Origin of the sequence: Arthrobacter sp. B3I9, from assembly GCF_030816935.1 — a bacterium.
Lineage (GTDB): Bacteria > Actinomycetota > Actinomycetes > Actinomycetales > Micrococcaceae > Arthrobacter.
This window is the reverse complement of the sequence record NZ_JAUSYO010000001.1, coordinates 247,216-273,380: the sequence shown is the minus strand read 5'-3', so window position 1 is coordinate 273,380 and position 26,165 is coordinate 247,216. Positions and strand designations below refer to the sequence as shown.

Here is a 26,165-nt window from a genome sequence, read left to right as displayed (position 1 = left end):
GGCCACGGAGAGGACATTATGCTGGAAATAGACCGCGACGTCGTGATCGTCGGAGCGGGGCCCGCCGGGCTTACCGCGGCCCGGGAACTGAAGAAGGCAGGCCTGAGCGTGGCCGTACTGGAGGCCCGGGACCGCGTAGGGGGCCGGACCTGGACGGACACCGTCGACGGGGCCATCCTGGAGATCGGGGGCCAGTGGGTTTCCCCGGACCAGACCGAGCTGCTCGCCCTGCTTCAGGAACTGGGCCTGCAGACGTATTCGCGCTACCGCGACGGGAAGTCCGTCTACATCGGTGCCGATGGCAAGCGGAAGCTGTACGCGGGGGACACGTTCCCGGTCAGCGAAAGCACGGCCGCGGAAATGGACCGGCTCACCGGCCTGCTGGATGCGCTCGCAGCGGAGATCGGACCCCGGGAGCCTTGGGCGCACCCGAAGGCGCGCGAGCTGGACACCATCTCCTTCCACCATTGGCTGCGGCAGAACTCCGCCGACGAGGAAGCCTGCAACAACATCGGCCTCTTCATCGCCGGCGGCATGCTGACCAAGCCCGCCCACGCCTTCTCGGCCCTGCAGGCCGTGCTGATGGCGGCATCGGCGGGATCCTTCACGCACCTCACCGACGAGGACTTCATCCTGGACAAGCGCGTCGTCGGCGGGATGCAGCAGGTTTCGCAGCTCATGGCCGCCAAACTGGGCGACGACGTCGTCCTCGACAGCCCGGTCCGCACGATCACCTGGGAGGCGGCCTCCGAAGGAGAGAACGAGGAAGGAGAGAACGGGGCAGGAGGACACACAGGAGGAAACGGCGGAGGAAACGATGCCGGCAACGGCGCCCCGGATCCGAGCGGAAGCGATGCGGAATACCGGGTTACTGCGGTGTCCGACCGCGCCACCGTGCATGCCCGGTTCGTCATCATGGCCGTCCCGCCCAACCTGTACTCCCGCGTTTCCTTTGACCCGCCGCTGCCGCGCCGCCAGCACCAGATGCACCAGCACCAGTCGCTCGGCCTGGTCATCAAGGTGCACGCGGTCTACAGCCCGCCCTTCTGGCGGGCGGACGGCCTCTCCGGAACCTGTTTCGGTGCCGGCGCCCTGGTCCAGGAGGTTTACGACAACACCAACCACGAGGACCCGCGGGGCACGCTGGTGGGGTTCGTATCGGATGAAAAGGCCGACGCCGTGTTCGAGCTCAGCGCCGAGGACCGGCGCCGCGCCATCCTCGAGTCGATCGCGGCCTTCCTCGGCCCGAAGGCCCTCGAGCCGGAGGTCTACTACGAATCCGACTGGGGATCCGAGGAATGGACCCGGGGCGCCTACGCCTCCAGCTATGACCTGGGCGGCCTGCACCGTTACGGCAAGGACCAGCACGCGCCCGTGGGCCCGATCTATTGGTCCTCCTCAGACCTGGCCGCCGAGGGTTACCAGCACGTTGACGGAGCGATCCGGATGGGGCGCCAGACCGCTGCCCGCATCGCGTGGGCGGCCGACCGTGCCTCTGTCACCCCCTAAGAGTCCGGCAGTCCGCCCTGTGGGGTGCCTGCCGGTGCCCCTGGTTTTTGCAGCCAGCGTCTTTGAATCGAAGCACCCCACCCATTCAGCGTCACCTGAAACCTGCGGAGAGGCACAAACATGACCATCCACCACGCGACGTCCCAGACTTCGCACCACGAGGAGCACAAAGGGCTCAGTGCCAAGGGGCTCAAGGCCGGATCGGTGGGGCTGATCGGCGCCGTCGTCATCGGGGTGTCCTGCATCGCTCCCGCCTACACGCTGACCGCGGCCCTGGGTCCCACCGTGTCCGAGGTCGGGGTCCAGCTGCCGGCGATCTTCCTTGTCGGTTTTATCCCCATGCTGCTGGTGGCCTTCGGTTACCGTGAACTGAACAATGCCATGCCCGACGCGGGGACTTCCTTCACCTGGGCCTCGCGCGCCTTTGGGCCGTGGATCGGCTGGATGGGCGGCTGGGGGCTGATAGCCGCGACCATCATCGTGCTGTCCAACCTGGCGGCAGTGGCGGTGGACTTCTTCTACCTCATGCTGGCCCAGCTGTTCGGGAACCCGGAACTGGCGGAGCTGTCCACCAACCTGCCGCTGAATATCGCCACGACGCTGGTGTTTATCGCTCTGGCCTGCTGGGTTTCCTACCGTGGAATGGAGACCACCAAGGGCGTGCAGTACGTTCTGGTGGCCTTCCAGCTCGTGGTGCTCGGCTGGTTCGCCGTGGCCGCTTTCAGCCACGTCGCGAACGGCACCGCCTTCGACGCAACCGCCATCTCACCGGACTGGTTCAACCCGTTCGCCGTGGGTTCGTTCTCCGCTTTCGCCGCCGGCGTCTCGCTTTCCATCTTCATCTACTGGGGATGGGACGTCACGCTGACCATGAACGAGGAAACCCGGAACCCGGAGAAGACGCCGGGCCGCGCCGCCACCGTCACCGTGCTGGTCATTGTGGTCATCTACATGACCGTTGCCCTTTCCACCGTGGCCTTCGCCGGCATCGGTGAAGAAGGGCTGGGGGTCGGCAACCCGGAGAACCAGGGCAGTATCTTCGCCGTCCTTGCCGGCCCGGTCATGGGCCCCTTTGCCATCCTGATGTCCCTGGCGATCCTCAGCAGCTCCGCTGCTTCCCTGCAATCGACCTTTGTTTCTCCCGCGCGGACGCTGCTCGCCATGGGCCACTACAAGGCCCTGCCGCACAAATTCGGCACGATCAGCCCGAGGTTCAAGTCGCCGGGATATGCCACGGTCGCTGCTGCCGTTGCCGCTGCGGCGTTCTACGTGATCACCCGGACCACCTCCGAAAACGCACTCTGGGACACCATCACCGCCCTCGGAATGATGATCTGTTTCTATTACGGCATCACGGCGCTGGCCTGTGTGTGGTTCTTCAAGGCGGAAGCATTCAGAGGCGCACGGGCGTTCTTCTTCAAGTTTCTGGCACCCCTGCTGGGCGGGATCATCCTCCTGGTGATGTTCTTCAAGACGGCCTACGACTCGATGGACCCGGAGTACGGCTCCGGATCGTCCGTCGGCGGACTGGGCCTTGTCTTCATCCTCGGCATGGGCGTGATCCTGCTGGGGGTAGTGCTCATGCTGGTGATGTACCGGATCAGGCCCGAATTCTTCAAGGGACAGGTTCTCGCGAAAGGAAATTGAGTCCGGCGGAGCGCAGGAGCGGCCCCGTCCGTTTCCCGGCGAAGGTCCCCCTCCCGTCAGCCGAGATAAATGTGCACTGGAAACTAAGCACACTTACCAATAGGCTGGCAGGAGGGGGACCTTCCTCCGTTGAGACGAATGAGGTGACAGCATGTCGGACACCGAAAGCATCAGCAAAGTAACGGACATCATCAACGATTCTCATATCGGTATGTTCACCACCATCAACGAGCAAGGCGCACTCGTCAGCCGGCCGCTGGCCGTCCAGGACGTCAAGGACGACGGCGACATGTGGTTCTTCACGTCGGCCAACACCTCACAGGTGGCCCACATCAAGGCGAACCCCGCGGTGAACGTATCCTTCGGCCAGCGCACAGAGTGGGTTTCCGTGGCCGGGACCGCCGAGGTGGTCACCGACCGGCAGTTGATCCACGACATGTGGAACCAGACGGTGGAGGCCTGGTTCCCGGACGGACCCGACACCCCCGAAGTCGTCCTGCTCCACGTGGACTCGGATTCCGCCGAGTACTGGACCAGCCCGGGCGGAACCGCGGCAACGGTGCTGCAATGGATCAAATCGAAGGTCACCCACAGCAGGATGAGCGTGGGCGAGAGCGGCACCGTGGAACTTTAGGCCGACCCTGGGCGCTCGGGCGGCTCAGTCGATGATCTTCAAGGAGGTGGCCCAGTTGAGAGCCTCATACTCAGGGTTGAGCTGGAGTCCAATCACGAGAAGCTGGAAGCCTTCGAGTTCCCTGGCATGGTGGAGCCCTCCGACCTGGAGCGGCCGCAGACCCGCCGCAGCGGCGAAGGCTGCGACGTCGGCCCTGGCTTTCGCGGAATCGGACGCGATGAAAACATCCAGGGGTTCGCCTCCGGAGCTCCTGCCCTCCGTCAGCGGACCGGCGAAGGTGGTGTTGAAGGCCTTCACGACGACGGAGCCGGGCAGCAGGGCGGCGATCTCCTCCGCGGCGGACGAGCCGGCGGCCACGTCGAGCGAGTCGAAGGTCTCGGCATTGACCGGATTGCTGATTTCAACCACGGTTTTACCGCTGAGGGTGTCGCCATAATGGGTCGCCACCTCCTTTGCCGGCCCGAAGTAGAGGGCCAGCACCACAAGATCTCCGGCTGGTATTTCGTTGAGCCCGCCGGAGGTAGTACCGCCGCCAAGTTCAGCAGCGAGCTTGGCGGCGTTCTCCGGCGTGCGGTCCAGAACCTGGACCGCACGTCCGGCGGCGACGGCGCGGGTGCCGATAGCGCGCGCCATGTTCCCGCAGCCGATGATGGTGATGTCTGTCATCGTGGTGCCTCCGCAGTCAGGCCAGCAGTCCGCCGGTGCACGTCAGGGCTGGGGAAGGCCGGGGCCCCCGCGGCGCGTTCCGCCTCGGCCAGGGCGCATTCGAGCCGGTCGACCGCCGCGCCGTAACCGGCGTCGGCTGCACCGCGCAGCTGCTCGGCCGCTTTCATCGCCCGGATGAGTGACGCCGTCTCCGGCCGGGCGGGATCGCTCATGGCGGGAAAATCCATGCAGTACCCGGGGTCCAGCTCATAGCGCCGCCACCTGGCCAACGCCTCGCGGTGCCGGACGGCTGCGACGCCATTTGCTGCGTGGGTCTCCCGAACTGTGCGGCGCGCACCCTGCCAGCCGATCAGGCGCGGAGTCCACCGGTAGGCTGCCCCGGCGGTGCCCGCAGCGAGAAGCCCGAGCATCAGTCCGGCCCACGGCGAGACCAGCGACGGAAGAATGACGGCAGGCGCCACGACGGCGAACCCCGCGAAGCTGTCCCAGAACACCGCGTCCGGCAGTCCGGCGTCGGCCGCCAGATGCTTCCGCGCCAGGTAAACCGAGCCCGCCGCCGCAGCTACCACGACGACGGCCAGCACAAGCAGTTGCGAAGCCGCCAGGGGTGCGGCTTCAACGAGACCCGGCATGTCCAAACACCTCCAGGGAAGCTGCCCGGGGCGGGCGCATTCCGCTGATTCCATTGGAATACCTGGCGCGCAGGGCGTCAATGGTCCACGGGTGCCGCCTCCCCGGCTGGTTCACACCGGGTGGTCCCCGGCGTAGCCTTGGGCCCATGCGACTGAAAATGTGCAGTATCCATGTGAAGGATCCCGCGGCGGCCCACGAGTTCTACACGGGGATCCTTGGCTTCGAGACCCTCATGGCGCTGCCGGAGCACAACCTGTTCATCGTCAAGGACCCGCCGGGAACCGGGAGCGGCTCCGCGGGGCTGCTGCTGGAACCCAGCGACAATCCGATCGGGGCCGCCTACATGAACAGCCTTCATGACGCCGGAATACCCGCGATCGTTTTCGGGGTTCCGGATGTCCGGGCCGAACACAAGCGCCTCAGCGGCCAGGGCGTGATCTTCCAGGGCGAACCGAGCGAGGGTCCCGGCGGCACGTCCGTTGTGTTGGACGACGGCTGCGGCAACTTCCTCCAGCTGCACCAGGACTGACCACGCCCGGCGCGGCAGGCCAGAGCGCCTGAAGCAGCTACTCGGCCTTCGCGCGGGCCTTCTTGGCGTCCTTCTTCGCGGCCTCGTCCTTGACCCGCTGGGCCTCGGCGCGGACGGCGGCATGGGTGGCGCGCTCGGTCACCAGCCACGCGGGGGGAGCCTGCAGCAGTGCGGTGATCTCCGCCGTCGTCAGTGCTTCCTCGACGCCCCCGCGGGCGAGGCCTGCGATGGACACGTTCAGCTTCTGCGCGACCACCGGGCGGGGGTGTGGGGGCCGGTACGACGCAATTCCGCCAGCCACTCCGGCGGGTTGGCCTGGAGTTCGGCGAAATCGGCGCGGGTGATGACCGAATCCTGGAACTCCTGGGGTGTTGCGGGCAGGTAGATGCCAAGCTTCTTGGCAACGGTGGCCGGCTTCATGGACTGGGAGTTTGCAGAGGTCATGGTTCAAGGGTATCCGGCGCTGCGGATGCGGAACACCAAGCGGCGGAACCCTACCCCTGCTCTGGCGGTACTGTGAACTTGTGTCCGCAGACGATGAATACGCCCAAACTCCCGACGAAACCGCCGAAACCGCCGAAACCGACTCCGCTCCGGCTGGGGAGGCCGCGCGGGAGCTCCGTTTCGCCTATGTCCCCGGCGTCACGCCGGGCAAATGGATCCGGCGGTGGGAAGAGCGGATGCCGGAGGTTCCGCTGCGGTCCTTCATGTCCGACGACGGCGCCCAGCTTGCCGTGCTGCTCGACGGATCCGCTGACCTGAGCTTCGTCCGGCTGCCGGTGGAGCGCGAAGGCCTGAGCGTCATCGCGCTGTATGAGGAACAACCGGTGGTGGTCGCTCCGAAGGGCCATGAAATTTCGGTGTTTGAGGAAGTGGCGCTGGCGGACCTGTCCGCGGAGACCCTCCTTGATGTACGGGAACTGGGCGGGCCGGAATTGGCCCTGCAGGTGGTGGCCTCCGGTGCCGGACTGGTGATCCTGCCGATGTCCGTGGCGCGGCATTTCAACGTCAAGGACACTGTGGCCCGGAAGCTCACGGGTGCACCCGGTACGGAAATCGCCCTGGCCTGGCCCAGCGACACCACGGATGCGGTCATCGAGGAGTTCATCGGGATTGTGCGCGGCCGGACGGCGGCGAGCTCCCGGCAACCCTCGGCGCAGCAGGAGAAACCGAAGCGGGAACCCAAGCCGGACCGGCGCGGGCCTGCCGTCAAGAAGCCGAAAGTGGCGCAGCGGTACGCGCCGAACCCGGATAAGGGCCGCGGCAAGGGATCACGGAAGAGGGGCAAGCGCTAAAGGCCCCTGCCTTGGGGAGCTGGCGCGGTTATGCGGCGCAGGCAGTCCGGAGGGCCTGCACGGACTCGGCCGGCACCTGATCGCCGGACGCCGCGATCTGCCGCAGCGGCGTGGTGATGTCCGAGGGGACGCCGGCGGTCTCTGCCCCGGCGACCAGCCCGCCCAGGAGTTCCTTGTCCTTGATGCTGACAAGCCCGTCCTCCACGAGCGCACAGGCCTGCTTCTGGACTTCCCCCGCGGCTGCGGTGGCGACGGCGGAAGCGCCGTCGCTGACCGCCTTGTTGGCGGCGTCCTGCACCTGGCCGCAACCGGTCAGCATCAGCACAAGGGTTGCGGCGGACAGGGCGGTGAGGGCGCGTTTCATCCATTCAGCCTAGCAAGTGCCGGTCCGGCCCCGTCTGGCTATCTGCTTGGCAGCGGCCGGAGGTCGCAGCGGGCGGGACCGGCTTCCGCCTGTCCCGCCCGTGCAATACAAGCTAAACCGGCAGCTCGAGCTCCCAGTCCTTAACGTCTGCCACCGGCGCAAACAGCCTGGTATCGAGTTCATCGAAGGCCCGATTGTCGCGGACGCGGTGCGGCCAGTTCCGGTTGGCCAAAGCCGCCTTGCCGAGGGCCACAATGTCCGCGGCGCCGTCCTGCAACAGGGAAACGGCGGTTTCCGGATCATCCAGGCTGCCGTTGGCGATCACGGTCACACCGGAATGTTCCTTGGCCAGGGCGGCCAAGGACTGCGTGCCATCTCCGAACGCCGGTGCAGTAGCGCGGTATTCGGTGGTGTGGACAAAGTCGATTCCGGTCGCGCCCAGTGCAGCGAAGATCTCCTTCGCCTCCTCGGTACCGCCACTCCACCTGTGGTGGTTGTCGCTGACCTTGGACTGTGAAATCCGGATTCCCACCGTCATCTCGGTGCCGACGGCCTCGCGGACCGCGTGGCAGATCTCGGCGGCGAAACGCACCCTGTTTTCCGGCGAACCGCCATAGCTGTCAGTGCGCTTGTTCAGGTAGTCCGTGAGGAACTGGTCGAGGAGGTACCCGTTGGCGCCGTGGATCTCAATGCCGTCGAAGCCGGCCTCCTTGGCGCGCAGCGCCGCCGCCACGAACCCTTGCCGGACCTCATCCATTTGGTCGGCGGTGATCTCCGAAGGCACGGGGAATGGGCCTTCCCCGCGGTAGAACCCCAACTGTTCGCCCCTGGGTGCGACCGCGGACGGACCGACTGAAGACTCCACAAAGCGGTTGCCCTGGGCCTGCGCCCCGGCATGCATCAGCTGCGCGAAAATTTTGGCACCGGCAGCGTGGACACGGTCAACTACCTTGGCCCAGCACTGTGCCTGTTCCGTAGTGGCAAGGCCCGGCTGGAACAGATAGCCCTGGCTGAACGCTGTGTCCGGATAGATTCCTTCCGTAATCAGCAGCCCGAATCCCCCGCGGGCGAAAGCTTCGTAGTACGAGGCCATTTTCTCGGTCGCATGTCCGTCTTCCGTGGCGCTGATCCGTGTCATTGGTGCCAGGGCGACGCGGTTGGTTAGCTGGGTGGAGCCGATTCGGGCGGGTGACCAGAGGGGAGTGAAGTCAGGCATGAATCTCCTACAGGGGTTGGTTGGGGGTAGGGGCAAACAGCGCGGGGCGTGCTCGTTACAGGGGTTAAGGGCAAACGTTTGCGTTAAATTCCACACAGCGTTGTGGGGCCCGGAATACTCTCCGGGCCCCTGCCGATACTCCGGAGGTCAGCGGCTGACGCCGAGAGCTGCCCAGGCCCTTTCTTTGCGTTCGGCGAGTTCCTTGCGCGCCACGAGGGCCTCGTCCAGACTGACGGCGACGAAGCTGGTGACGGTGCCCGGGGCCGCGCGGCCCACCAGGTCCATGTCGGCGCTGATCACCGTGCCTACCATGGCGTAGCCGCCTCCGGAGACGGCGTCGCGGTGCAGGATGATGGGCTGCGTACCGCCTGGAATCTGGATGGAGCCCACCGCGTAACCGGCATCCACAATGTTGGATGGATCGGATCCGGCGCCGAAAGGCTGCTCCCGCTCCTTCCATGTGACGCCGGGACCTGAGTAACGCAGCCCCATCCGGTCGGCCACGGGCGTCAGCTGCCATTCCCGGGTGAGAAGATTGTCCAGCCCTTCCCCGGTAAGGCGGTGATCGTACAGGCCCAGGACGATCCGAACGTTTTGTTCCTTCCGATAGGCGGGGCGGAAGTCCTCCGGAATGGTATCCCCCGCGGGGAGGTCCCGGCCGGACGGCGGGCTGCCGACCGGAACCAGGTCACCCGGCTCAAGCTTCCGGCCCTGGAAGCCACCAATCGCGCCCAAGCTGTACGTGGATCGGCTACCGAGCACTTCGGGTACGTCGATTCCGCCCTGGACCGCGATGTAGTAGCGGGTACCGCCCTGGATGACTCCAAAGCTGAGTTGGTCGCCGGCCCGGAGTTGCAGTCGGGTCCACTGTGGCCGGGACTCGCCGTTGACCTTAACCTCTACGGGGGCTCCGGTGATTGCAACGACCGCGTCCCGGTCCGTGGCCAGCACCGGACCGAGATACGTGCATTCGAGGGCGGCCTCGCTGGGGGAATTTCCGACGAGCGCATTGCCGAGTTCCGCGGAGTACTGGTCCATCGACCCGCTCTGGGGGATGCCCACGTTGTAGTGGCCGGTACGGCCCCGGTCCTGGACCGTCGTGGCCAGTCCCGGGCTTTTGATTTCAAATGCCATCGAGTGCCTCCATCAGTTTCCCGTTGTACCGCTCAGGGTCGGCCAGGGCCTTGGACAGGTCGAAGGTGACGGGAACCTGCCGGTAACGGAAGGATCCGTCGGAAATCTCAGCCTGGATGGCGTTGTATTCGTCCTCGCTGACCGGTTTGAACTTCACAATGTCGCCCGGCTTGAAGAACACCATGAAGTCCTTGAAATCGGCCAGGGCCTGGGCCGGATCGAAGATGGGGGCGGCGGCGACGCCGAACATCTGGTAGCCGCCGGCGCCGCGCACGGAGTAGATGCAGCCGAAGCATCCGCCGTGGCCGACTGTCAGTTTCGGGGTGTCGGTGCGGGGGCTCAGGTACTTCGGAACTTGCAGTTGCTTCTCCTGTTCCACCAGCTGGAAGAGGAAAGGCAGACCGGCCACGAAGCCAACCATGGAAACAAGCCACGGCTGTTCGTGGTGCCGCTGGATGAATGCGGCGGCGTCCCTGAGGTTGTTCACCTTGGCCGCGAAGTCGATGTCGGTGCCGTCGGGCTCCTGGTGGAAGCCTTCCCGGAAACGCTGTGCTACTTCAGCGGTGAAGGGGTCCTCGTACCAGACCGGGACCTCGATGATCCGCGTTTCAAGCTCATGCTCGGAATGATGCGCCAGGTCCCGTTCAATCCCGCGGACGGCCTCCTCCAGTTCGGACGGTGGCATTACATCGGGATCGAACCTCACCAGCAGTGACGCATTGGCAGGGCAGATGTCCACGACGCCGGGTAGGCCGTCCGCCGCAAGTTTGGAAGCGATCGACATCACTTTGAAGTTAGCGGCGAGGCTCATGGCTTCGGAGACTTCCACGAAAAGAAATTCATCCCCGCCCCAGGTGTAGCGCGCCTCGGGCAGCGTGGTGGCGTTGCTGCTCACTTTGCCTCCAGAAGATCCGAGGCCGCTTCAATGAATTTCGAGTGGTGGGTGACGGCGGCGAATTCAGGTCGCGCCAACAACTTTTTATGCACGGGAATGGTGGTTTTGATTCCTTCAATGTGGGTCTCGCCCAGAGCGGTAAGCATAGCCTCGATGGCTGCTTCGCGTGTGTCCGCGTGGACAATCAGCTTGGCCACCAGAGAGTCGTAGTAGGGGCTGACCACGGATCCAGCCTCCACGCCCGTGTCGACCCGGATGCCCTCGCCGGTGGGCCATTCGAGGGCCTTGATGCGGCCGGGACTGGGAAAGAAGTTGTGGTCAGGGTCTTCAGCATTGATGCGGCATTCGATGGCGTGGCCACTGAAACGGACGTCGTCCTGCCCGATGGACATTGATCCCGTGCCGGCTATCAGGAGTTGCTCGCGGATCAGGTCGATACCCGTGATCTGCTCGGTGATCGGATGTTCGACCTGGATCCGCGTGTTCATTTCGATGAAAGCCGCCACATGGTTGACGGGGTCATACAGGAATTCAACCGTGCCGGCACCGCTGTAGCCGCATTCCCGGGCAAGTTCAACGGAGGAATTCCGAATCTTTTGACGGACCGCGTCGGGAAGGTCCGGTGCCGGGGCTTCTTCGATGACTTTTTGCGAGCGTCGCTGCATGGAGCAGTCCCGGTCGCCAAGATGGATGAAGTTGCTTCCGTCGCCCAGGACCTGCACCTCCACGTGGCGTGCGTGCTCAACGAACCGTTCCAGGTAGATGGTCGGATCACCGAAGACTGCTGCCGCTTCACCGCGCGCCAGGTCGATGGTGTCGAGCAGTTCGCCTTCACTGCGCACAAAGCGGATGCCCCTTCCGCCGCCTCCGGCCGAGGCCTTGACTACAAGCGGGTAGCCGATCCCTCGGGCGATCTCAATGGCGTCTGCCTCGGGGTCGAGGGGCCCGTCCGAGCCAGAGAGCACGGGGACTCCGGCCTGCCGGGCGGACTCCCGTGCCAGGGACTTGTTGCCCATCATTTCAATCGCATCTGCGTCCGGCCCCACCCAGATGAGGCCGGCGTCGGTGACCTTGCGGGCAAAATCGGAGTTCTCGGACAGAAACCCGTACCCGGGGTGGACGGCGTCGCAGCCGCTGTCCAAGGCCGCAGAAATGATGGCGTCGGAATTCAGGTAGCTAGCCGGGGCAGGCGCGGGGCCCACCACGACGAAGGCGTCAGCTGACCGGGCAGCCAGCGAGTCGGCGTCTGGTTCGCTGACGACCAGGACCGTTTCAATGCCCATCTCCCGGGCGGTCCTGGCGATGCGCACGGCAATCTCGCCTCGGTTGGCGATGAGAAGTTTCTTCATGGTTATCCTTCGCGGATAACGCTGATGGCGTCGCCGGGATTGACCATGTCACCCTCGTTGACCTCAAACGACTCTAGGACCCCGGCCACGTCCGACTGGATTTCGGTGAATTGCTTCATGATTTCGACGATGCCCAGGGTCTGTCCGACCTCTATGGTGTCGCCTTCATTGGCGAACGGCGGTTTGCCCGGACCGGGCTTGCGGTAGAAGATTCCGGGGAGCGGGGAGACGATGGTTGCCACGGGTGTTCTCGCTTTCTGACGGGTGGTTAAGAACGGGTGGTTAAGCAGGGGCTGAACCCAGCGCGGCACGGACCGCGGAAGCCACGGCGGGTGCGTTGGGCGCGTCTGAGTGGACGCAGATGCTTTGGAAGGGAATGTCCAGTTCCGTGCCGTCCACGGCGAGGACGGGTTGTCCGGCGATGGCCCGGCTGACGCGCTCGGCAGCCGCCGCCGGGTCCGTCGGGGCCGGGCGTCGCTGGATAAGCAGCTCACCCGAGGGTCCGTAGTTGAGGTCGACATAGAGTTCCGCTACGAAATCGACACCCATGGCCCGGCATACTGACTCATGTGCCGTACCGGCCAGGCCGTAGAAGGGGACCCCGTACTGCCGTGCCGCTCCGGCGGCGGCCTGCATCAGGTCTTCGTCGCCAGCCAGCATGCCGTAGAGAGCGCCATGGGGCTTGATGTGGTTGAGCTCAAGTCCGTGTTTGCCAAGGAATGCCGTGAGGGCCCCGGTTTGATACAGGATGATGGATTCAACCTCCTCCGGGGTGAGCACCATCCGGCGGCGACCGAAGCCAACTACGTCCGGCAGCCCGGGATGGGCGCCTACTGCCACCCCGTGCTCTGCCGCAAGGGCCACGGTCCGGTTCATGACGTCCGGGTCGCCCGCGTGGTAGCCGCAGGCAACGTTCGCCACATCGATGATGCGCAGGAGTTCCTCGTCGTTGCCGAATGCGTGCAGGCCCAGACCCTCGCCCATGTCGGAGTTCAAAAGCACACGTCCTGAAACGGGAAGGGAAGTGCCCGGGGTCACATTCATTTGCATGCAGGCAACGCTACCCAACTCTTCCGAGCCGCGATATTGTGCAATTCGCTGAATCTTGAGCATCCATTTTCTTATTTGCACTATGAGGCGGTAAACCCGCCCCCTTGGGAGGCCCCGTGCGCATCTCAGATCTCGTAGCCGATCCCGACCTCAAAATCCGGCTGCGGGTCGCCGGTCAGGACGGCCGGTTGGGGCGTCCCATCATGTGGTGCGCTCCGACGGAACATATGGATCCGACACCCTTCCTGGGCGTCAACGCCCTTGTGTTGACGAACGGCATGGGCCTTAACGTCAAGGACTTCAGGATCTGGGACGCCTACGTGGAGCGGTTGATTTCCGTTCCCGTTGCGGGTCTAGCGTTCGGTCTTGGTGCCGCCCACCACGAGCTGCCTGCCGGCTTGGTGCAGGCCTGCGAGGCCCATGGCCTGCCGCTGCTGGAGCTGCCGCCGGAGGTGCCCTTCGTCCTGGTGATGAGGCATGTGGAACTGGTGATCGCCTCCGAGCGGAATGCGGAGCTGCGGAAAGGCTGGGAACTGGCAGACGAATGTACCCGGCTTGCGGCCGACGGCCATTCGCTTTCCGAGGTTTTGGGGCGGGTGGCGCACGCCATCGAAGCGCGGGTGGCCGTGATTGATTCCGACTCGTTCGAGCTGATCTCAGCGGGGGCCGGCCGCACCGGCACTGCCCGGACAACCCTGCGCCTCCCCAGCGGCGAATCGCACCGCTTTCAACTGGTCATCGAGGGCATCAAGAGCAGCGTGGTGCTGCAGCCCACCCTGGGCCCGGTAGCGGCGGTCATCGCCATGCAGCTGAGCTACACGCTGGGGTCGAGTTCACCGCTGCATTCGCCTGAGGCCGCCCGCTTTGTGGAAGCGCTTTATGAGGAAAGAGGAGCATCCTCCACACCGTTGCGCCGCTATGCGGTCGAGGCCGGGTTCAACCCGGACGAGGACTGGGGAGCGGTACTCATCGGAGGTTCGGAGCGCGTTGCGCCGGCAAAGCTGCGGGCCATCGCCTGGCGTGCGCGGGTGGGCCTCCAAGCCCGTTTCGGCACGGTGAGGTTCATGGAGGAAGCCGGGCTCACAACTTTGCTGGTGCAAAACCGTAACGGCGCCGTTGACCTGCCGGACGCCGTGCAGGAGTATCTCACCGACGCTCCGGAATTGTCCGTTGTTGTTGCCGAATCGGGAAGCCTCAGTGAACTACCTCTGGCCATGCAATTGGCGCGCCGCCACGTAGGGCCGCCTGGCATTCGCCGGGCTCCGCCGGCCGATCTGGCCGGCGTGGTGCAAGGGTTGCCCAGCCTGGGACTGGTCGCGATGTCGCGGAGGCTGCTCGCACCATTGGCCTTCGACGACGGCGGATCGCTGCGCGAGACACTCGAGGCCTACCTGCGCCTCAGCGGTAACTCCCGGGAAATCTGCGATGAGCTATTCATCCATCGAAACACCCTCAGTTACAGGATCCGGAAGATCGAAGATCTCCTTCAGCTGGATCTGTCCGACGGTTACGTCCGTGCCACCTGCCTGCTCGCCCTGGCCATCGTAGCGGCGCACTCCTAACAGCCATCCGTGCAGGGCAACGCAAGGCAAGGGGAACGCAAGGCAAGGGGATGGGTGCGGCGAGCCCGTAGGGTTGCAGCGCGTTACAGCGCAAGCAAAGGAGCCACCATGGCGCTGCTTTCGCGGACGCTCAGGGTGGGCTTCAAGGCCACCGGTTCGACGCGGTCGCCGTCGAGAACGCGCTGAAACAGATGCACCGCTGTCCTGCCGATGTCGTGCATTGGTGAGCGCACGGAGGAGAGCGGAATCGGAAGCTCCGCGGCGAGGGAAGTGTCATTAAAGCCCACGACCGCAACGTCCAGGCCTACCGTGAGGCCATGGGACCGGAGTGCCCCCATCGCGCCGATGGCGGCGAAATCGTTGACGGCGAAGATGGCGGTCGGGGTGCCGTTCATCAGGATCGTTTCCGCTGCTTCGCGGCCCCCCGCCGTGTCGAAACGGGACCAGACAACGGCGTCGTCGGAAATATCGCCCCCCAAGGACCGCCATCGCTCCACAAACCCGGCTGTACGATCCACCGCAGTGCTGGCATAGGGTTCACCGGCAATGACCGAAACCTTGCGGTGGCCCCTGTCCCACAGGTGTTGCGCCACAAGCTGGCCGCCGAGGACATCGTCACAGGTGGCCGAAGGATAGCCGGGAACCCGGCGATTCATGAGGACGAACGGCACTTTGCGGGCGGTCAGCTCCGGCAGGAGGCTGGTGCCCGAGTGGGCGTCTCCGATAATCAGACCGTCCACCCGGCGGGCCAGCATGATGTCGATTTTCCGACGCTGCTGGGCCGGGTCATCGAGGGAATTCATCACGAAGGTGGAATAGCCCAGCTCGGCGGCCGATTCTTCGATGCCCTCGTACATGGTGGCGAGGACCAAATCCGAAAGCCGGGGAACTATGACCCCCAGGAGCCGGGTCCGTCTGGTCCGCAGGCCTGTGGCCTGCGGATCCGGGGAGTAGCCGCGCTTCCGCGCTAAGTCGCGGACGCGCTCGGCGGTCGCCGCGGAAGCCGCACCCCGGGCGACGTCGGAGTCCGAGTGCAGGATCCGGGAAATGGTCGAGGGGTGGATGCCGAGCTCACTGGCAAGATCCTTCAGTGTGACGGTACGGCCGGCGGCCCTGCGTTCTTCCAATGCGCTCCCCTACCTAGATTAAACAGCGTTCTGACCCAGCGTGCCGGAAAACCCGCAGATCATCCCGCTCCCGACCCTTGACGTGTTGTAAGTCACATTCTATAGTCGTTTGTTAGTCCTACCCAATCGATTGGGTAGAACTGGTCTCCGCTGGGACGGAATTTTATTTACCTCTTAGAAACAGGCTGCGGAAGCTGCCTGAAACATCGGATGGATAGCTTTTACCCACGAACCCAATCGATTGGGTAGGACGCATGGCGTCCGAGACAGATGGAGCGGATATGACGGTCACAGATCTGCGAGGCCCCCACGTAGTGCTTCTGGCCACGGGAGGAACCATTTCTTCCCGGGCGTCGCAGGCCGGGGGAGGGGCGGTGGCATCGGACACGGGAGACCAAGTTGTCGCCAGCATGGTGACTCCAGCCTCTCATCCCGTCCGCGTCGTGGATGTCTTCCGGAAGGGCTCGTACCTGCTGACGGTCGATGACATGGTCGTGATCTGCGCCAGGATCAAGGAGGCCCTGGCCGACCCGCAAGTCCTTGGCGTTGTTGTTTCACACGGCACGGACACGATGGAGGAGACGGCCTACCTGGTCGATCTGACGCATGATGACCCCCGCCCTGTCGTTTTTACCGGAGCGCAGCAGGCTGCAGACGCGGAGTCACCGGACGGGCCGGACAACCTTTCCCGGGCAATCGCCGTCGCCGGTTCCGCTGAGGTGCGGGGCCGAGGAGTGCTGGTGGTATTCGCTGGCAGAATCTTCCGGGCTGCCGGCGTACGGAAGGGCCACACGACAAGGCTCGACGCGTTCGCGAATCCCGATTTCGGAACGGCCGGGAGTGTTTCCGGTACCGGAGACATCCGGCTGCAGGAGGGGCCCTCCGGTTACGAAGCCCTGCCCCTCCCGGATGGCGGAGCCGGTTCGCCCCGCGTGGATCTTGTTGCTGTGCACCCGGGTGCCGACTCAGCCCTCCTGCGGGCTTCACTCCAGGCAGGGGCAGACGGGATCGTGCTTCAGGGGACGGGAACCGGCAACGCCAACAAGGAAATCTGCGCGGCGGTCGCAGAGGCCGTCGCTGCCGGCGTCGTCGTCGTCACCAGTACGCGGGTGGAGGCAGGCCCCGTGGTGCCCGTATACGGCGACGGCGGCGGTGCGGACCTGCGCGCCGCCGGCGCCATACCCTCCGGGCTACTCAGACCATCCCAGTCCCTGATCCTTCTCAGCCTCCTGCTCAGGCTGGGAGCCCCTGGAGACCGCATCGCGGAGGTTTTTGCCCGGCACGGCAAACCCCTTTGAGAGTTCCCATGACGAAAGCAAAATACCACCAAGTGAAAGGTTGATCTCATGACTAAGGACATCCAAGTCGCGTTCGGCGTCGACGTGGACGCAGTTGCCGGAATGCTGGGCTCCTACGGAGGCGAGGACTCCCCGTGTGACATCTCCCGGGGACTTTTCAGCGGTGAAGTCGGCGGCCCGCGCCTCATCCGGCTCTTCCAGAAGTACGGGCTGCCGGCCACCTGGTTCGTCCCCGGACACTCCATTGAAACCTTCCCTGAGCTGACTCGGATGATCGTGGATGCCGGCCACGAGATCGGCGTCCACGGCTACTCGCATGAGAACCCCATCGCGATGACCCGCGAGCAGGAAACCGCCATCCTCGACCGCTCGATCGAGCTGATCGAAAAGGTCTCAGGGCGCCGGCCCACCGGCTACGTGGCACCATGGTGGGAATTCTCGCCCGTCACCAACGAGATCCTGCTGGAACGCGGGATCAAATATGACCACTCCCTAATGCACCGGGACTTTGAGCCCTACTACGTCCGCGTGGGCGACAGTTGGAAAAAGATCGACTACACCAAGGACGCCGAAACCTGGATGGAGCCGCTGGTCCGCGGGCAGGAAACAGACCTGGTCGAAATTCCTGCCAACTGGTACCTCGACGACCTGCCTCCGATGATGTTCATCAAGGCCGCGCCAAACTCTCATGGCTTCGTCAGCCCGAGGGACATCGAACAGCTGTGGCGCGATCAGTTCGACTGGGTTTACCGGGAGATGGACCAGGCCGTCTTCACCATGACGATCCACCCCGATGTCTCCGGCCGGCCCCAGGTGCTCCTCATGCTCGAACGCCTGATCGAGCACATCAACTCCCATGAGGGCGTCAGCTGGCTGACCTTCGACCAGATCGCTGATTCCTTCCTCAGCCGCAGCCCGCGAAAGGAAAACCAGTAATGACTATCCAGGAACCCGCCGTCGACCTGACGCAACCCCGGCCGGACGAGAAGCGCCGCTTCCCGGTCTTCTCCAAACGAAACACCAGCATCTCCACTGTCCTGGCCTTGCTGGCCTGGACGGTCGCAGTCTTTGACTATGGACTTTTCGGCACCCTCCTGCCGGCCATGCAGGAAGAGTTCGGCTGGACAGCGACCGAGGCCTACGCCATTAACACCTGGATCGCCGTCGGCACCGCGATCGTCTGCTTCGGAATCGGCCCCGTCATCGACAGGCTTGGCCGCCGCAAAGGGATGATGACCACGATTGGCGGCACGGCTGTCGTCTCCGGCCTCACGGCGCTGATTCCCACAGGCATCCCGTTCGTCAGCAACGCCCTGCTGGTGGTGATCCGTTCCTTCGGCGGACTCGGATTCTCCGAACAGGCCGTGAACGCCACCTACATGAACGAGGTCTATCAGGTCACCGAAGTGGCCGACAAGCGCAAGCGTCCCGGCTTTCACTACTCCTTCATCCAGGGCGGATGGCCGCTGGGCTTCCTGTTGGCCAGCGCACTCGCCCTGGCCTTCCTGCCGTCCCTGGGCTGGCGCGCCCTGTATCTGATGGCGACCCTTCCGGCGGCCGTTATCGTCTGGGTCATTGCCAAGAAGCTCAAGGAGACGCCGCAGTTCGAACTGCACCACAAGCTGACCGAACTCGAAAAGGGCGGACAGTCAGACGAAGCCCATGCCCTGGCGCACGCGTACGGCGTCGAGCACTCTTCGGCAGCTCCGTTGAAGCGCATCTGGGAACCCCACCTGCGCCGGAACACCATTGTGTTCTCCCTGGCCTGGATCGTGAACTTCTTCGGCATCACCATCTTCAGCGTCCTTGGTAGTTCAGTCCTGAAAAATGCGAAGGGTGTGGAACTCTCGGACGCTTTCTGGATGCTGATCGTCATCAACCTGCTCGCGTACTTCGGCTACGTCTTCCACGGGTGGCTCGGCGACAGGATAGGCCGCAAGCGGACTATCATCGGCGGCTGGATCCTCTCGGGCATCTCCTTTGCGATCATGCTCAGCCCGATCGCTACCAGCCCGTTCATGATCATCCTCACCTACGGCGCCGGCTTGTTCTTCCTGGTGGGACCTTACGCCGCGATCCAGTACTTCATGGCAGAGTGCTACCCGGTGAGCTGCCGCGCAACCGGAACAGCCTTCATCGGTGCGATGAGCCAGCCGGGCACCATCATTGGCGGGGCCATCTTCACCGCAATCGCCGCCGGAAGCGACACCGGCACCGCAGCCGTGTGGGTCGGCGCGCTGGGAACCCTGCTCTCCGGCGTCCTGATGATAGCCGCCAAGCCGCCCGTTGAGGCCTTGCTGGAGGACCACCCCCATGACGTCGCATAACAAGGTCGCTGTCATCACCGGTGCAGCCAGCGGAATCGGACGCGCGCTCGCGGTCCATTATGCCCGCCAAGGTGTCCGGTCGATCATCGGGACCTTCCCCGGTGACCCGCATGATCCGGAAGAAACCCTGCGGAAAGTCAAAGAGGCAGGCGGCCAAGGGATCATCCACGAAGTGGACGTTCGCAGCACACCGTCCGTGGACGCATTTGCCGAACGGGCCGTGCGGGAGTACGGACGGCTGGACTACGCGGTGGCAAACGCCGGAATCCTTCGCAACTCGCCCCTCGGTGAGATGACGGACGAGCGCTGGGAGGACATGCTGAACGTCGACCTCACCGGAGTCCTGCGGACCCTGCGCGCAGGCGCTGCCAGGATGGTCGACGGCGGCGCCATGGTGGCGGTGTCTTCCATCGCCGGAGGCGTCTACGGGTGGGAAGAGCACGCCCATTACGCCGCGGCCAAAGCCGGGGTGCTGGGCCTGATCCGCAGCGTCGCCGTGGAGCTCGGGCCCCGCCAGATCCGCGCCAACGCGGTCATCCCCGGGCTGATCGAAACCCCGCAGTCCCTCGACCCCGTCAACTCACTGGGACCTGACGGACTTCAGCGGGCCGGAAACGACATTCCCTGGGGCCGTGTCGGCCGGCCCGAGGAAGTCGCCAGCGCGATCGCCTTCCTCACCTCAGATGATGCCGGGTACATCACCGGACAAGCCCTGATTGTGGACGGCGGCCTGACGGTCAAGATGCGATCCTGATGCCGGAAAGGACAAAATGAGCATTCCGAACTATGCGGGGGCGCCATCGGGCCGTGCGGTTGTCGTCACGGGAGGCGCGAGCGGGATCGGCCTGGCGATCGCGGACGCCTTCAGGGATAACGGAGACACCGTGGCCGTTCTCGACCGTGCCGGGGGCAACGGTTCGATCCACGTGGATGTCGCCGACGAAGCCAGCGTCAAGGCAGCTTTTGCCGAGGCCCGGCAACGCGTCGGTCCCATCGACATCCTTGTCAACAGTGCCGGCCTCCTTACGGAGTCACCTCTTGAAAAGATGTCCCTCGCGATGTGGAACGAAACGATCACCGTGGACCTGACCGGCGTCTTCCTCTGCTGCCGGGAGGTAGTGGCCGAGATGCGCGAGCGAAAGTGGGGGCGGATCATCAACATTGCCTCCCAGCTTGCCATCAAAGGTGGTGTGGGACTGAGCCACTACAGTGCCGCGAAGGCCGGCGTCGTCGGGTTGTCCAAGGCGCTGGCCCTCGAAGTCGCACCTGACAACGTCCTGGTCAACTGCATTGCACCTGGGCCGATCGAGACGCCTCTGGTTGAGGGCATCTCGGAAGACTGGAAAGCCGCCAAACGTGCGGAACTTCCGCTCGGACGCTTCGGAACGCCGGTGGAGGTGGCCCCCGTCGCCCTCCTCCTTGCCAGCGACCCGGGTGGAAATCTCTTTCTGGGCCAAACCCTTGGCCCGAACTCCGGCGACGTTATGCCCTAAGAAAGGAGACTGTATGTGTGGTGCCTGCGGGCGGACGACCGTGGCCGATCCGGTCCTCGGCGCGGTGCGCACCCTGCGTCAACACCTGATAGTGGCGGGCACGATCAACAGTTTGTGCGAGGGCCTGCCGGGAGCCCCCAAAGTTACGGCGCTCAAAGATGGCTGGATGATCTCCGGCCCCTCGGGGGCTACGCGGCAGTGCCGTACCGTCGAGGAACTGTGGCGCGCCGTTATCGAGCGTTTTGGCGGCACGCCACAGTTGGAACGCCTTCGGGGGCGCCAGGGGGCATTCGCGGACGATCCGGAAAACTCCGGCCTCCCTTCCCGGGTTGCGGGTATCGGCCGGACGCTCGCCTCAACGGCAACGGCAACTTCGACCGCACCATAGGCAGGAGGCTGCGAGCGTTGAGTACCGGGATGCAAGCTACGCTAAAATGATAAGCAGGCTTACTTACTGCTCCCGGCTCGGCCCTGAAAGGCATTCAAAATGTTCCTACTCTTCGGACTCAAGACCATGGCTAGGGAGTTGCCGGGGCGGCCGGCGAGCTGCCAGTACTGCCACTCCTTCGCGCACCACCACCTTGAGGAGCGGTCCACCCGGCTCACGGTCTTTTTCATCCCGGTACTCACCACGTCGCGCTCCTACCGGATCACGTGCTCCAACTGTGGCCGCATGTCCAGCATCAGTGCACGCCAGAAGAACGCCTTGGCCCGCGGGTAGTCGCCTATTCTGCCGGTCGACCGATCCTTCAAGCCTTCTATGCGCTAACGTTAGCGCTAACACGATGGCGCGAAGTGTGGAGCGTCGAACTCGTTCCGGTCACTCCATGTCACGCGCGGACCGGCTGCATACTGACAGGAACGGTGCCTCGCATGGGAAGCAATGATGAACGGCGGCTGCCACGCCTGGAAGATGTCGCAGTCCGCTCCAAGGTTTCCCACCAGACGGTTTCGCGGGTGATCAACAAGCACCCAAATGTCAGTAAGGCCACGCGAGAGCGAGTTGAGGCGGCAATTGCCGAGCTCGGCTATCGGCGCAACACGGCAGCCCGGAGCCTGGTCACCCGGCGCACCCAGACCATCGGCGTCCTCGCTTCGGAACTGGGGCAGTACGGCCCGGCGAACACGTTGCTGGGAGTCCAGCAGGCCGCGCGGGAGGCGGGCTATTTCGTGAGCATCGCCGCCATCAAGGGCGCCGGAGCCGAAGCCGTTTCCGATGCGGTACGCCACCTGACGGACCAGGGTGTGGACGGACTGATTGTCATCGTGCCGCATGGCGGAACGCTTCTGGCGCTGGAAGAACTGAATTTGGACATGCCGGTGGTCGTTGTAGGGGGAGCAGGGGAAGGGCGCCTGAGCGGGGCGATGGTTGACCAGAAGCTCGGGGCGCGGCTGGCCGTCGCGCATCTGATCAGCCTTGGCCACCAACGGATCGGCCATGTTTCCGGGCCGCTGGACTGGATCGACGGCCAGGCCCGCGTCGACGGCTGGCGGGAGGAGCTGACGGAAGCGGGCCTCACCGACGATCTCCTGGTGGAGGGTGACTGGAGCGCGGGCAGCGGCTACCGGATCGGGCAACAGCTGGCCGAACAGCGCTCCGCCACCGCGGTGTTCGTCAGTAACGACCAGATGGCGCTGGGGTTGCTCCGGGCATTCGGGGAAAACGGTGTCCGTGTGCCCGAGGACGTCTCACTGGTCGGCTTTGACGACCAGCCTGAAGCCGCCTACTTCATGCCGCCGCTGACTACTGTGCGGCAGGACTTCGAGGAACTCGGGAAGCGGTGCATGGACCTGATGCGGGCACAGATCGAGGGCGGCGCCGGTGGCAGCACAGGGGTGGTCGAACCTGAGCTTGTGGTGCGGGCCAGCACCTTGCGCCGCGGTCAGCGCCCCTAATTGCCGCGGCCCTGCCTCGAGTCGGGTGCCGCGGCTTCAGGAGTGGCGGCAAGTCAGATCGCCGGCGCCTGCGCAATCCGGACGGTGTTGCCTGAGGGGTCGCGGAAGGCACAGTCGCGCGGGCCCCAGGGCTGGTCGGTCGGCTCCTGGAGGACCTCGGCGCCGGATGCGCGCACGGTCTCGAAGGTCGCGTCGACATCGTCGGAGCTGAACACGATAATCGGCAGAACGCCCTTGGTGAGGAGTTCCTGCAGCGCGTCGCCGTCGGTCTGGGAGCGGCCGGCATGAGGCACGGACAGCACGATCTCGAGTCCGGGCTGCGAGTCGCTGCCCAGTGTTACCCAGCGGAATCCGCCCGAGGGCACGTCGTTGCGGACCTTGAGGCCGAGGGCGTCGCCATAGAAGGCGATGGACTCGTCCACGTCGTTGACTGTGATGTTGCAGTACTGGAGTGCGATGGTCATAACCGGAACTCTATGCCGCGGCTTCCCCCACCGCTTCTCCGATCCTGCTCGATGTGCTCCGGACCGGGCGAGTCTGTGTCTTTGCGACGCAGGAAGGCATGACTTTGACCGCCCGGTGCTGCCGACTCCGGTAGGCGCTTGGTGTCTCCCCGGCGATCTCTCTGAACCGGGAGCTGAACGAGCCGAGGGACGTGCAGCCGACTGCCATGCACGCATCCGTAACGCTTACGCCCGCCCGCAGCAACGCCATCGCGCGCTCGATCCTGCGCGTCATCAGGTAGCTGTACGGCGTCTCGCCGTACGTCGCGCGGAAGCGGCGCGAGAAGTGTGCGGGTGACATGAGCGCCTTGCGGGCCATCGTCGGAACGTCGAGCGGCCTCGCGTAGTCACGATCCATCAGGTCCCGCGCACGTCGCAGGTGAGCAAGGTTTTCGAGCTCCTGCGGGGTCATGATTCGACGGTAGCACGCAGGGCCCCGGAAGTGGACGGCCACTTTTAGTGGCAGGGCCATTCTGGGTGGCTGGAACCTGGTCCCCCCAGATTTTTCTTGACACCCTGTTTGTTAGCGCTAACAATAAAGGGGTTCGCAACGCCGCGGAACCTATTGGAGGATTGATGGACGTCTCGATGGACGGAACCGAAAGCTTTGTCATTGGCGTCGACTACGGCACCCTCTCCGGCCGCGCCGTCGTGGTCCGTGTACGGGACGGCAAGGAGCTCGGGAGCGGGGTCTTCGCCTACCCCCATGCAGTTGTGACCGACGAGTTGCCGGAGGATACGGCCGGCACGGCCGGTTTCCGGCTTCCGGGGGAGTGGGCGCTCCAGGTGCCCAACGACTACCGCGACGTCCTCCGGCACGCTGTCCCTGCCGCGATCGCGGACGCCGGGATCGACCCCGCCGCCGTCGTGGGGATTGCCACAGACTTCACCGCATGCACGATGGTTCCCGTCACTGCCGACGGCACCCCCCTGAATGAACTGCCTCGCTTCGCCGATGCGCCGCACGCATACGTGAAGCTGTGGCGGCACCACGCCGCACAGGCGCAGGCGGACCGCATCAATGCGCTGGCCGCAGAACGGGGCGAGTCCTGGCTCCCGCGCTATGGCGGGCTGATCTCCTCCGAGTGGGAGTTTGCTAAGGGACTCCAGCTCCTCGAGGAAGCTCCGGAAGTCTACGCGGCGATGGACCGCTGGGTGGAGGCGGCTGACTGGATCGTCTGGCAGCTGTGCGGCAACTACGTCCGCAATGCCTGCACGGCCGGCTACAAGGGGATCTACCAGGACGGCCGCTACCCGTCCGAGGAGTTCCTGACCGCCCTGAATCCCAAGTTCGGGGACTTTGTGAGCTCCAAGCTGGAGCACACCATCGGCCGGCTGGGCGACGCGGCGGGCCATCTCACCGCCGAGGCCGCCGCCTGGACCGGACTGCCCGAGGGCATCGCCGTCGCGGTGGGCAACGTGGACGCCCACGTCACGGCCCCGGCGGCGAAGGCGGTGGAACCCGGACAGCTCGTGGCCATCATGGGCACCTCCACCTGCCACGTGATGAACGGCGCCGAACTGCACGAGGTCCCCGGCATGTGCGGTGTGGTTGACGGTGGCATCGTGGACGGGCTCTGGGGTTACGAGGCGGGCCAGAGCGGCGTGGGCGACATCTTCGGCTGGTTCACCAAGTACGGCGTCCCGCCGGAATACCACCAGGCCGCAGCCACCCGCGGCGTGGACATCCACGAGTACCTGACCGGGCTCGCCTCCGGCCAGGCAATTGGCGAACACGGACTCCTTGCTCTGGACTGGCACTCCGGCAACCGATCCGTCTTGGTGGACCATGAGCTCTCCGGCGTGGTGGTGGGTCAAACCCTTGCCACGCGCCCGGAGGATACCTACCGGGCGCTGCTGGAAGCCACCGCCTTCGGCACGCGCACCATCGTGGACGCCTTCCGCGACGCCGGAGTGCCCGTGAAGGAATTCATCGTCGCCGGCGGGCTGGTGAAAAACCGGCTCCTGATGCAAATCTACGCCGACGTCACAGGTCTGCAGCTTTCCACCATCGGCTCCAGCCAGGGGCCGGCGCTGGGATCGGCCATCCACGCCGCCGTAGCAGCCGGCCGGTACCCGGACATCAGGGCCGCCGCCGCGGCGATGGGCTCCGAGCCCGGAGCAGTCTTTACGCCCGTCCCCGAGAACGTCGCCGCCTATGAGGAATTGTTCCGCGAGTACCGGACGCTGCATGACTATTTCGGCAGGGGAACCAACGAGGTCATGCACCGGCTCAAGGCGATCCAGCGTAACGCCGTCCGCCCGCTGTTCACCGCCGGGGTGTCCGCATGAGCGCCCTGCTCGAAACCATCGCCCGGCTACGCAGGGAAGTCTGCGATCTTCACGCCGAACTCACGCGCTACCAGCTGGTCGTCTGGACGGCGGGAAACGTATCGGCGCGGGTCCCCGGACATGAGCTCATGGTGATTAAACCGTCCGGCGTCTCCTATGACGACCTGACGCCCGAGCTGATGGTGGTCACCGATCTCTACGGAACCCCCGTCAACGCCCCGGCCTCCGGAGCCGACGGCGGCGTGGCCGAATGGGCAAACCCGGGCCTCTCGCCGTCCTCGGACACGGCGGCGCACGGCTACGTCTACCGCAACATGCCCGACGTCGGCGGGGTGGTCCACACGCACTCGACCTACGCCACCGCCTGGGCCGCCAGGGGAGAAGCCATCCCGTGCGTGCTCACCATGATGGGCGACGAGTTCGGCGGTCCCATCCCGGTGGGCCCGTTCGCGCTGATCGGGGACGATTCCATCGGCATCGGCATCGTGGAAACGCTCCGGTCTTCCAACTCCCCGGCCGTCCTGATGCAGAACCACGGCCCGTTCACCATCGGCAAGGACGCCCGCTCGGCGGTCAAGGCCGCGGTCATGTGCGAGGAAGTGGCACGCACCGTCCATGTTTCCCGGCAGCTGGGCGAACCGATTCCCATTGACCCGGCCAAAATCGAGTCGCTCTACGACCGCTACCAGAACGTCTACGGCCGCTAGGCCGCGATAACCGCCGTCGCCCCATACCTTCAGCAGGAG

At 64.9% G+C, this 26,165-nt stretch carries 28 protein-coding genes and 1 pseudogene; 16 read left to right on the top strand and 13 right to left on the bottom strand.

Annotation, left to right across the window (positions count from 1 at the left end; genetic code table 11):
* The first annotated feature begins 18 nt into the window (after nucleotides 1–18).
* The 3 genes from QFZ65_RS01420 (at nucleotide 19) to QFZ65_RS01410 (ending at nucleotide 3,790) form a co-directional block, all read left to right on the top strand.
* A complete protein-coding gene (locus tag QFZ65_RS01420) occupies nucleotides 19–1,509 on the top strand; it encodes an NAD(P)/FAD-dependent oxidoreductase (protein ID WP_306907689.1) in 1,491 nt (496 codons plus the stop codon).
* A gap of 120 nt (nucleotides 1,510–1,629) precedes the next feature.
* Complete coding sequence (locus tag QFZ65_RS01415; RefSeq protein ID WP_306907687.1) at nucleotides 1,630–3,156, top strand: APC family permease; 1,527 nt, start codon at nucleotides 1,630–1,632, stop codon at nucleotides 3,154–3,156.
* Nucleotides 3,157–3,307: 151 nt separating this feature from the next.
* Nucleotides 3,308–3,790 carry a pyridoxamine 5'-phosphate oxidase family protein gene (locus QFZ65_RS01410; RefSeq protein WP_306907686.1) on the top strand — a complete coding sequence of 161 codons (483 nt, stop codon included), beginning with the start codon at nucleotides 3,308–3,310 and terminating at the stop codon, nucleotides 3,788–3,790.
* A 24-nt stretch (nucleotides 3,791–3,814) separates the two neighbouring features.
* On the opposite strand, the gene QFZ65_RS01405 is transcribed toward QFZ65_RS01410, so the two are convergent.
* Both QFZ65_RS01405 and QFZ65_RS01400 read right to left on the bottom strand, forming a co-directional pair.
* On the bottom strand, nucleotides 3,815–4,456 hold the full coding sequence (locus QFZ65_RS01405) for an NADPH-dependent F420 reductase (RefSeq protein WP_306907684.1): 642 nt from the start codon (nucleotides 4,454–4,456) through the stop codon (nucleotides 3,815–3,817).
* Nucleotides 4,453–5,088 carry a hypothetical protein gene (locus tag QFZ65_RS01400; RefSeq protein ID WP_306907682.1) on the bottom strand — a complete coding sequence of 212 codons (636 nt, stop codon included), beginning with the start codon at nucleotides 5,086–5,088 and terminating at the stop codon, nucleotides 4,453–4,455. Before QFZ65_RS01400 ends, QFZ65_RS01405 begins: the two co-directional genes overlap by 4 nt.
* Before the next feature lie 146 nt (nucleotides 5,089–5,234).
* Here QFZ65_RS01400 and QFZ65_RS01395 point away from each other — a divergent pair, with 146 nt between their 5' ends.
* Nucleotides 5,235–5,618: a VOC family protein gene (locus tag QFZ65_RS01395; RefSeq protein WP_306907680.1), complete on the top strand. Its 384-nt coding sequence runs from the start codon at nucleotides 5,235–5,237 to the stop codon at nucleotides 5,616–5,618.
* Between the two features lie 37 nt (nucleotides 5,619–5,655).
* Here QFZ65_RS01395 and QFZ65_RS01390 read toward each other — a convergent pair.
* Nucleotides 5,656–6,062, bottom strand: a pseudogene (locus QFZ65_RS01390) (DUF5997 family protein).
* Between the two features lie 80 nt (nucleotides 6,063–6,142).
* Here QFZ65_RS01390 and QFZ65_RS01385 point away from each other — a divergent pair.
* A complete protein-coding gene (locus QFZ65_RS01385) occupies nucleotides 6,143–6,913 on the top strand; it encodes a LysR substrate-binding domain-containing protein (RefSeq protein WP_373427550.1) in 771 nt (256 codons plus the stop codon).
* Nucleotides 6,914–6,941: 28 nt separating this feature from the next.
* Here the strand turns inward: QFZ65_RS01385 and QFZ65_RS01380 are convergent, their stop codons facing one another.
* From QFZ65_RS01380 to pxpA, 7 genes are all read right to left on the bottom strand, one after another.
* The gene (locus tag QFZ65_RS01380) at nucleotides 6,942–7,277 is read right to left on the bottom strand and encodes a hypothetical protein (RefSeq protein ID WP_306907678.1); all 336 of its coding nucleotides are present in this window, start codon (nucleotides 7,275–7,277) and stop codon (nucleotides 6,942–6,944) included.
* Between the two features lie 112 nt (nucleotides 7,278–7,389).
* The gene (locus QFZ65_RS01375) at nucleotides 7,390–8,493 is read right to left on the bottom strand and encodes an NADH:flavin oxidoreductase (RefSeq protein ID WP_306907676.1); all 1,104 of its coding nucleotides are present in this window, start codon (nucleotides 8,491–8,493) and stop codon (nucleotides 7,390–7,392) included.
* A 147-nt stretch (nucleotides 8,494–8,640) separates the two neighbouring features.
* Nucleotides 8,641–9,627, bottom strand: coding sequence for a biotin-dependent carboxyltransferase family protein (locus QFZ65_RS01370; RefSeq protein WP_306907675.1), 987 nt, complete (start codon nucleotides 9,625–9,627; stop codon nucleotides 8,641–8,643).
* Complete coding sequence (locus QFZ65_RS01365) at nucleotides 9,617–10,522, bottom strand: allophanate hydrolase subunit 1 (RefSeq protein WP_306907673.1); 906 nt, start codon at nucleotides 10,520–10,522, stop codon at nucleotides 9,617–9,619. The genes QFZ65_RS01370 and QFZ65_RS01365 overlap by 11 nt, the downstream gene beginning before the upstream one ends.
* The gene (locus QFZ65_RS01360; protein WP_306907671.1) at nucleotides 10,519–11,871 is read right to left on the bottom strand and encodes an acetyl/propionyl/methylcrotonyl-CoA carboxylase subunit alpha; all 1,353 of its coding nucleotides are present in this window, start codon (nucleotides 11,869–11,871) and stop codon (nucleotides 10,519–10,521) included. The genes QFZ65_RS01365 and QFZ65_RS01360 overlap by 4 nt, the downstream gene beginning before the upstream one ends.
* Nucleotides 11,872–11,873: 2 nt before the next feature.
* Complete coding sequence (locus QFZ65_RS01355) at nucleotides 11,874–12,113, bottom strand: acetyl-CoA carboxylase (RefSeq protein WP_306907669.1); 240 nt, start codon at nucleotides 12,111–12,113, stop codon at nucleotides 11,874–11,876.
* Nucleotides 12,114–12,153: 40 nt separating this feature from the next.
* Entirely contained in the window at nucleotides 12,154–12,873 is a 720-nt protein-coding gene (gene pxpA / locus QFZ65_RS01350; RefSeq protein ID WP_306907667.1) for a 5-oxoprolinase subunit PxpA, read from the bottom strand.
* 164 nt (nucleotides 12,874–13,037) lie between these two features.
* Between pxpA and QFZ65_RS01345 the strand changes: the two genes are divergently transcribed.
* Entirely contained in the window at nucleotides 13,038–14,483 is a 1,446-nt protein-coding gene (locus QFZ65_RS01345) for a PucR family transcriptional regulator (RefSeq protein ID WP_306907665.1), read from the top strand.
* 83 nt (nucleotides 14,484–14,566) lie between these two features.
* On the opposite strand, the gene QFZ65_RS01340 is transcribed toward QFZ65_RS01345, so the two are convergent.
* Nucleotides 14,567–15,610: a LacI family DNA-binding transcriptional regulator gene (locus QFZ65_RS01340; RefSeq protein WP_306907664.1), complete on the bottom strand. Its 1,044-nt coding sequence runs from the start codon at nucleotides 15,608–15,610 to the stop codon at nucleotides 14,567–14,569.
* 281 nt (nucleotides 15,611–15,891) lie between these two features.
* Here QFZ65_RS01340 and QFZ65_RS01335 point away from each other — a divergent pair, with 281 nt between their 5' ends.
* From QFZ65_RS01335 to QFZ65_RS01300, 8 genes are all read left to right on the top strand, one after another.
* Entirely contained in the window at nucleotides 15,892–16,908 is a 1,017-nt protein-coding gene (locus tag QFZ65_RS01335) for an asparaginase (RefSeq protein WP_306907662.1), read from the top strand.
* Nucleotides 16,909–16,956: 48 nt separating this feature from the next.
* Nucleotides 16,957–17,844: a polysaccharide deacetylase gene (locus QFZ65_RS01330; protein WP_306907660.1), complete on the top strand. Its 888-nt coding sequence runs from the start codon at nucleotides 16,957–16,959 to the stop codon at nucleotides 17,842–17,844.
* Entirely contained in the window at nucleotides 17,844–19,235 is a 1,392-nt protein-coding gene (locus QFZ65_RS01325; protein WP_306907658.1) for an MFS transporter, read from the top strand. Before QFZ65_RS01330 ends, QFZ65_RS01325 begins: the two co-directional genes overlap by 1 nt.
* Nucleotides 19,222–19,989, top strand: a complete 768-nt coding sequence (locus tag QFZ65_RS01320) for an SDR family NAD(P)-dependent oxidoreductase (RefSeq protein ID WP_306907656.1) — start codon at nucleotides 19,222–19,224, stop codon at nucleotides 19,987–19,989. The genes QFZ65_RS01325 and QFZ65_RS01320 overlap by 14 nt, the downstream gene beginning before the upstream one ends.
* Before the next feature lie 16 nt (nucleotides 19,990–20,005).
* The gene (locus QFZ65_RS01315) at nucleotides 20,006–20,728 is read left to right on the top strand and encodes an SDR family NAD(P)-dependent oxidoreductase (RefSeq protein ID WP_306907653.1); all 723 of its coding nucleotides are present in this window, start codon (nucleotides 20,006–20,008) and stop codon (nucleotides 20,726–20,728) included.
* A gap of 40 nt (nucleotides 20,729–20,768) precedes the next feature.
* A complete protein-coding gene (locus QFZ65_RS01310) occupies nucleotides 20,769–21,116 on the top strand; it encodes a hypothetical protein (RefSeq protein WP_306907652.1) in 348 nt (115 codons plus the stop codon).
* A gap of 99 nt (nucleotides 21,117–21,215) precedes the next feature.
* Complete coding sequence (locus QFZ65_RS01305) at nucleotides 21,216–21,449, top strand: zinc-ribbon domain-containing protein (RefSeq protein ID WP_306907650.1); 234 nt, start codon at nucleotides 21,216–21,218, stop codon at nucleotides 21,447–21,449.
* 152 nt (nucleotides 21,450–21,601) lie between these two features.
* Nucleotides 21,602–22,624: a LacI family DNA-binding transcriptional regulator gene (locus tag QFZ65_RS01300; protein WP_306907648.1), complete on the top strand. Its 1,023-nt coding sequence runs from the start codon at nucleotides 21,602–21,604 to the stop codon at nucleotides 22,622–22,624.
* Nucleotides 22,625–22,677: 53 nt separating this feature from the next.
* Here the strand turns inward: QFZ65_RS01300 and QFZ65_RS01295 are convergent, their stop codons facing one another.
* Together QFZ65_RS01295 and QFZ65_RS01290 are read right to left on the bottom strand one after the other, a co-directional pair.
* Nucleotides 22,678–23,088 (bottom strand): VOC family protein, encoded by a 411-nt coding sequence (locus QFZ65_RS01295; RefSeq protein WP_306907646.1) that lies wholly within the window; start codon nucleotides 23,086–23,088, stop codon nucleotides 22,678–22,680.
* A 10-nt stretch (nucleotides 23,089–23,098) separates the two neighbouring features.
* Nucleotides 23,099–23,539 (bottom strand): helix-turn-helix transcriptional regulator, encoded by a 441-nt coding sequence (locus QFZ65_RS01290; protein WP_306912465.1) that lies wholly within the window; start codon nucleotides 23,537–23,539, stop codon nucleotides 23,099–23,101.
* 164 nt (nucleotides 23,540–23,703) lie between these two features.
* Here QFZ65_RS01290 and araB point away from each other — a divergent pair, with 164 nt between their 5' ends.
* Together araB and QFZ65_RS01280 are read left to right on the top strand one after the other, a co-directional pair.
* On the top strand, nucleotides 23,704–25,419 hold the full coding sequence (gene araB / locus QFZ65_RS01285; RefSeq protein ID WP_306907644.1) for a ribulokinase: 1,716 nt from the start codon (nucleotides 23,704–23,706) through the stop codon (nucleotides 25,417–25,419).
* Nucleotides 25,416–26,126, top strand: coding sequence for an L-ribulose-5-phosphate 4-epimerase (locus QFZ65_RS01280; protein ID WP_306907642.1), 711 nt, complete (start codon nucleotides 25,416–25,418; stop codon nucleotides 26,124–26,126). The genes araB and QFZ65_RS01280 overlap by 4 nt, the downstream gene beginning before the upstream one ends.
* The last annotated feature ends 39 nt before the right edge of the window (nucleotides 26,127–26,165 follow it).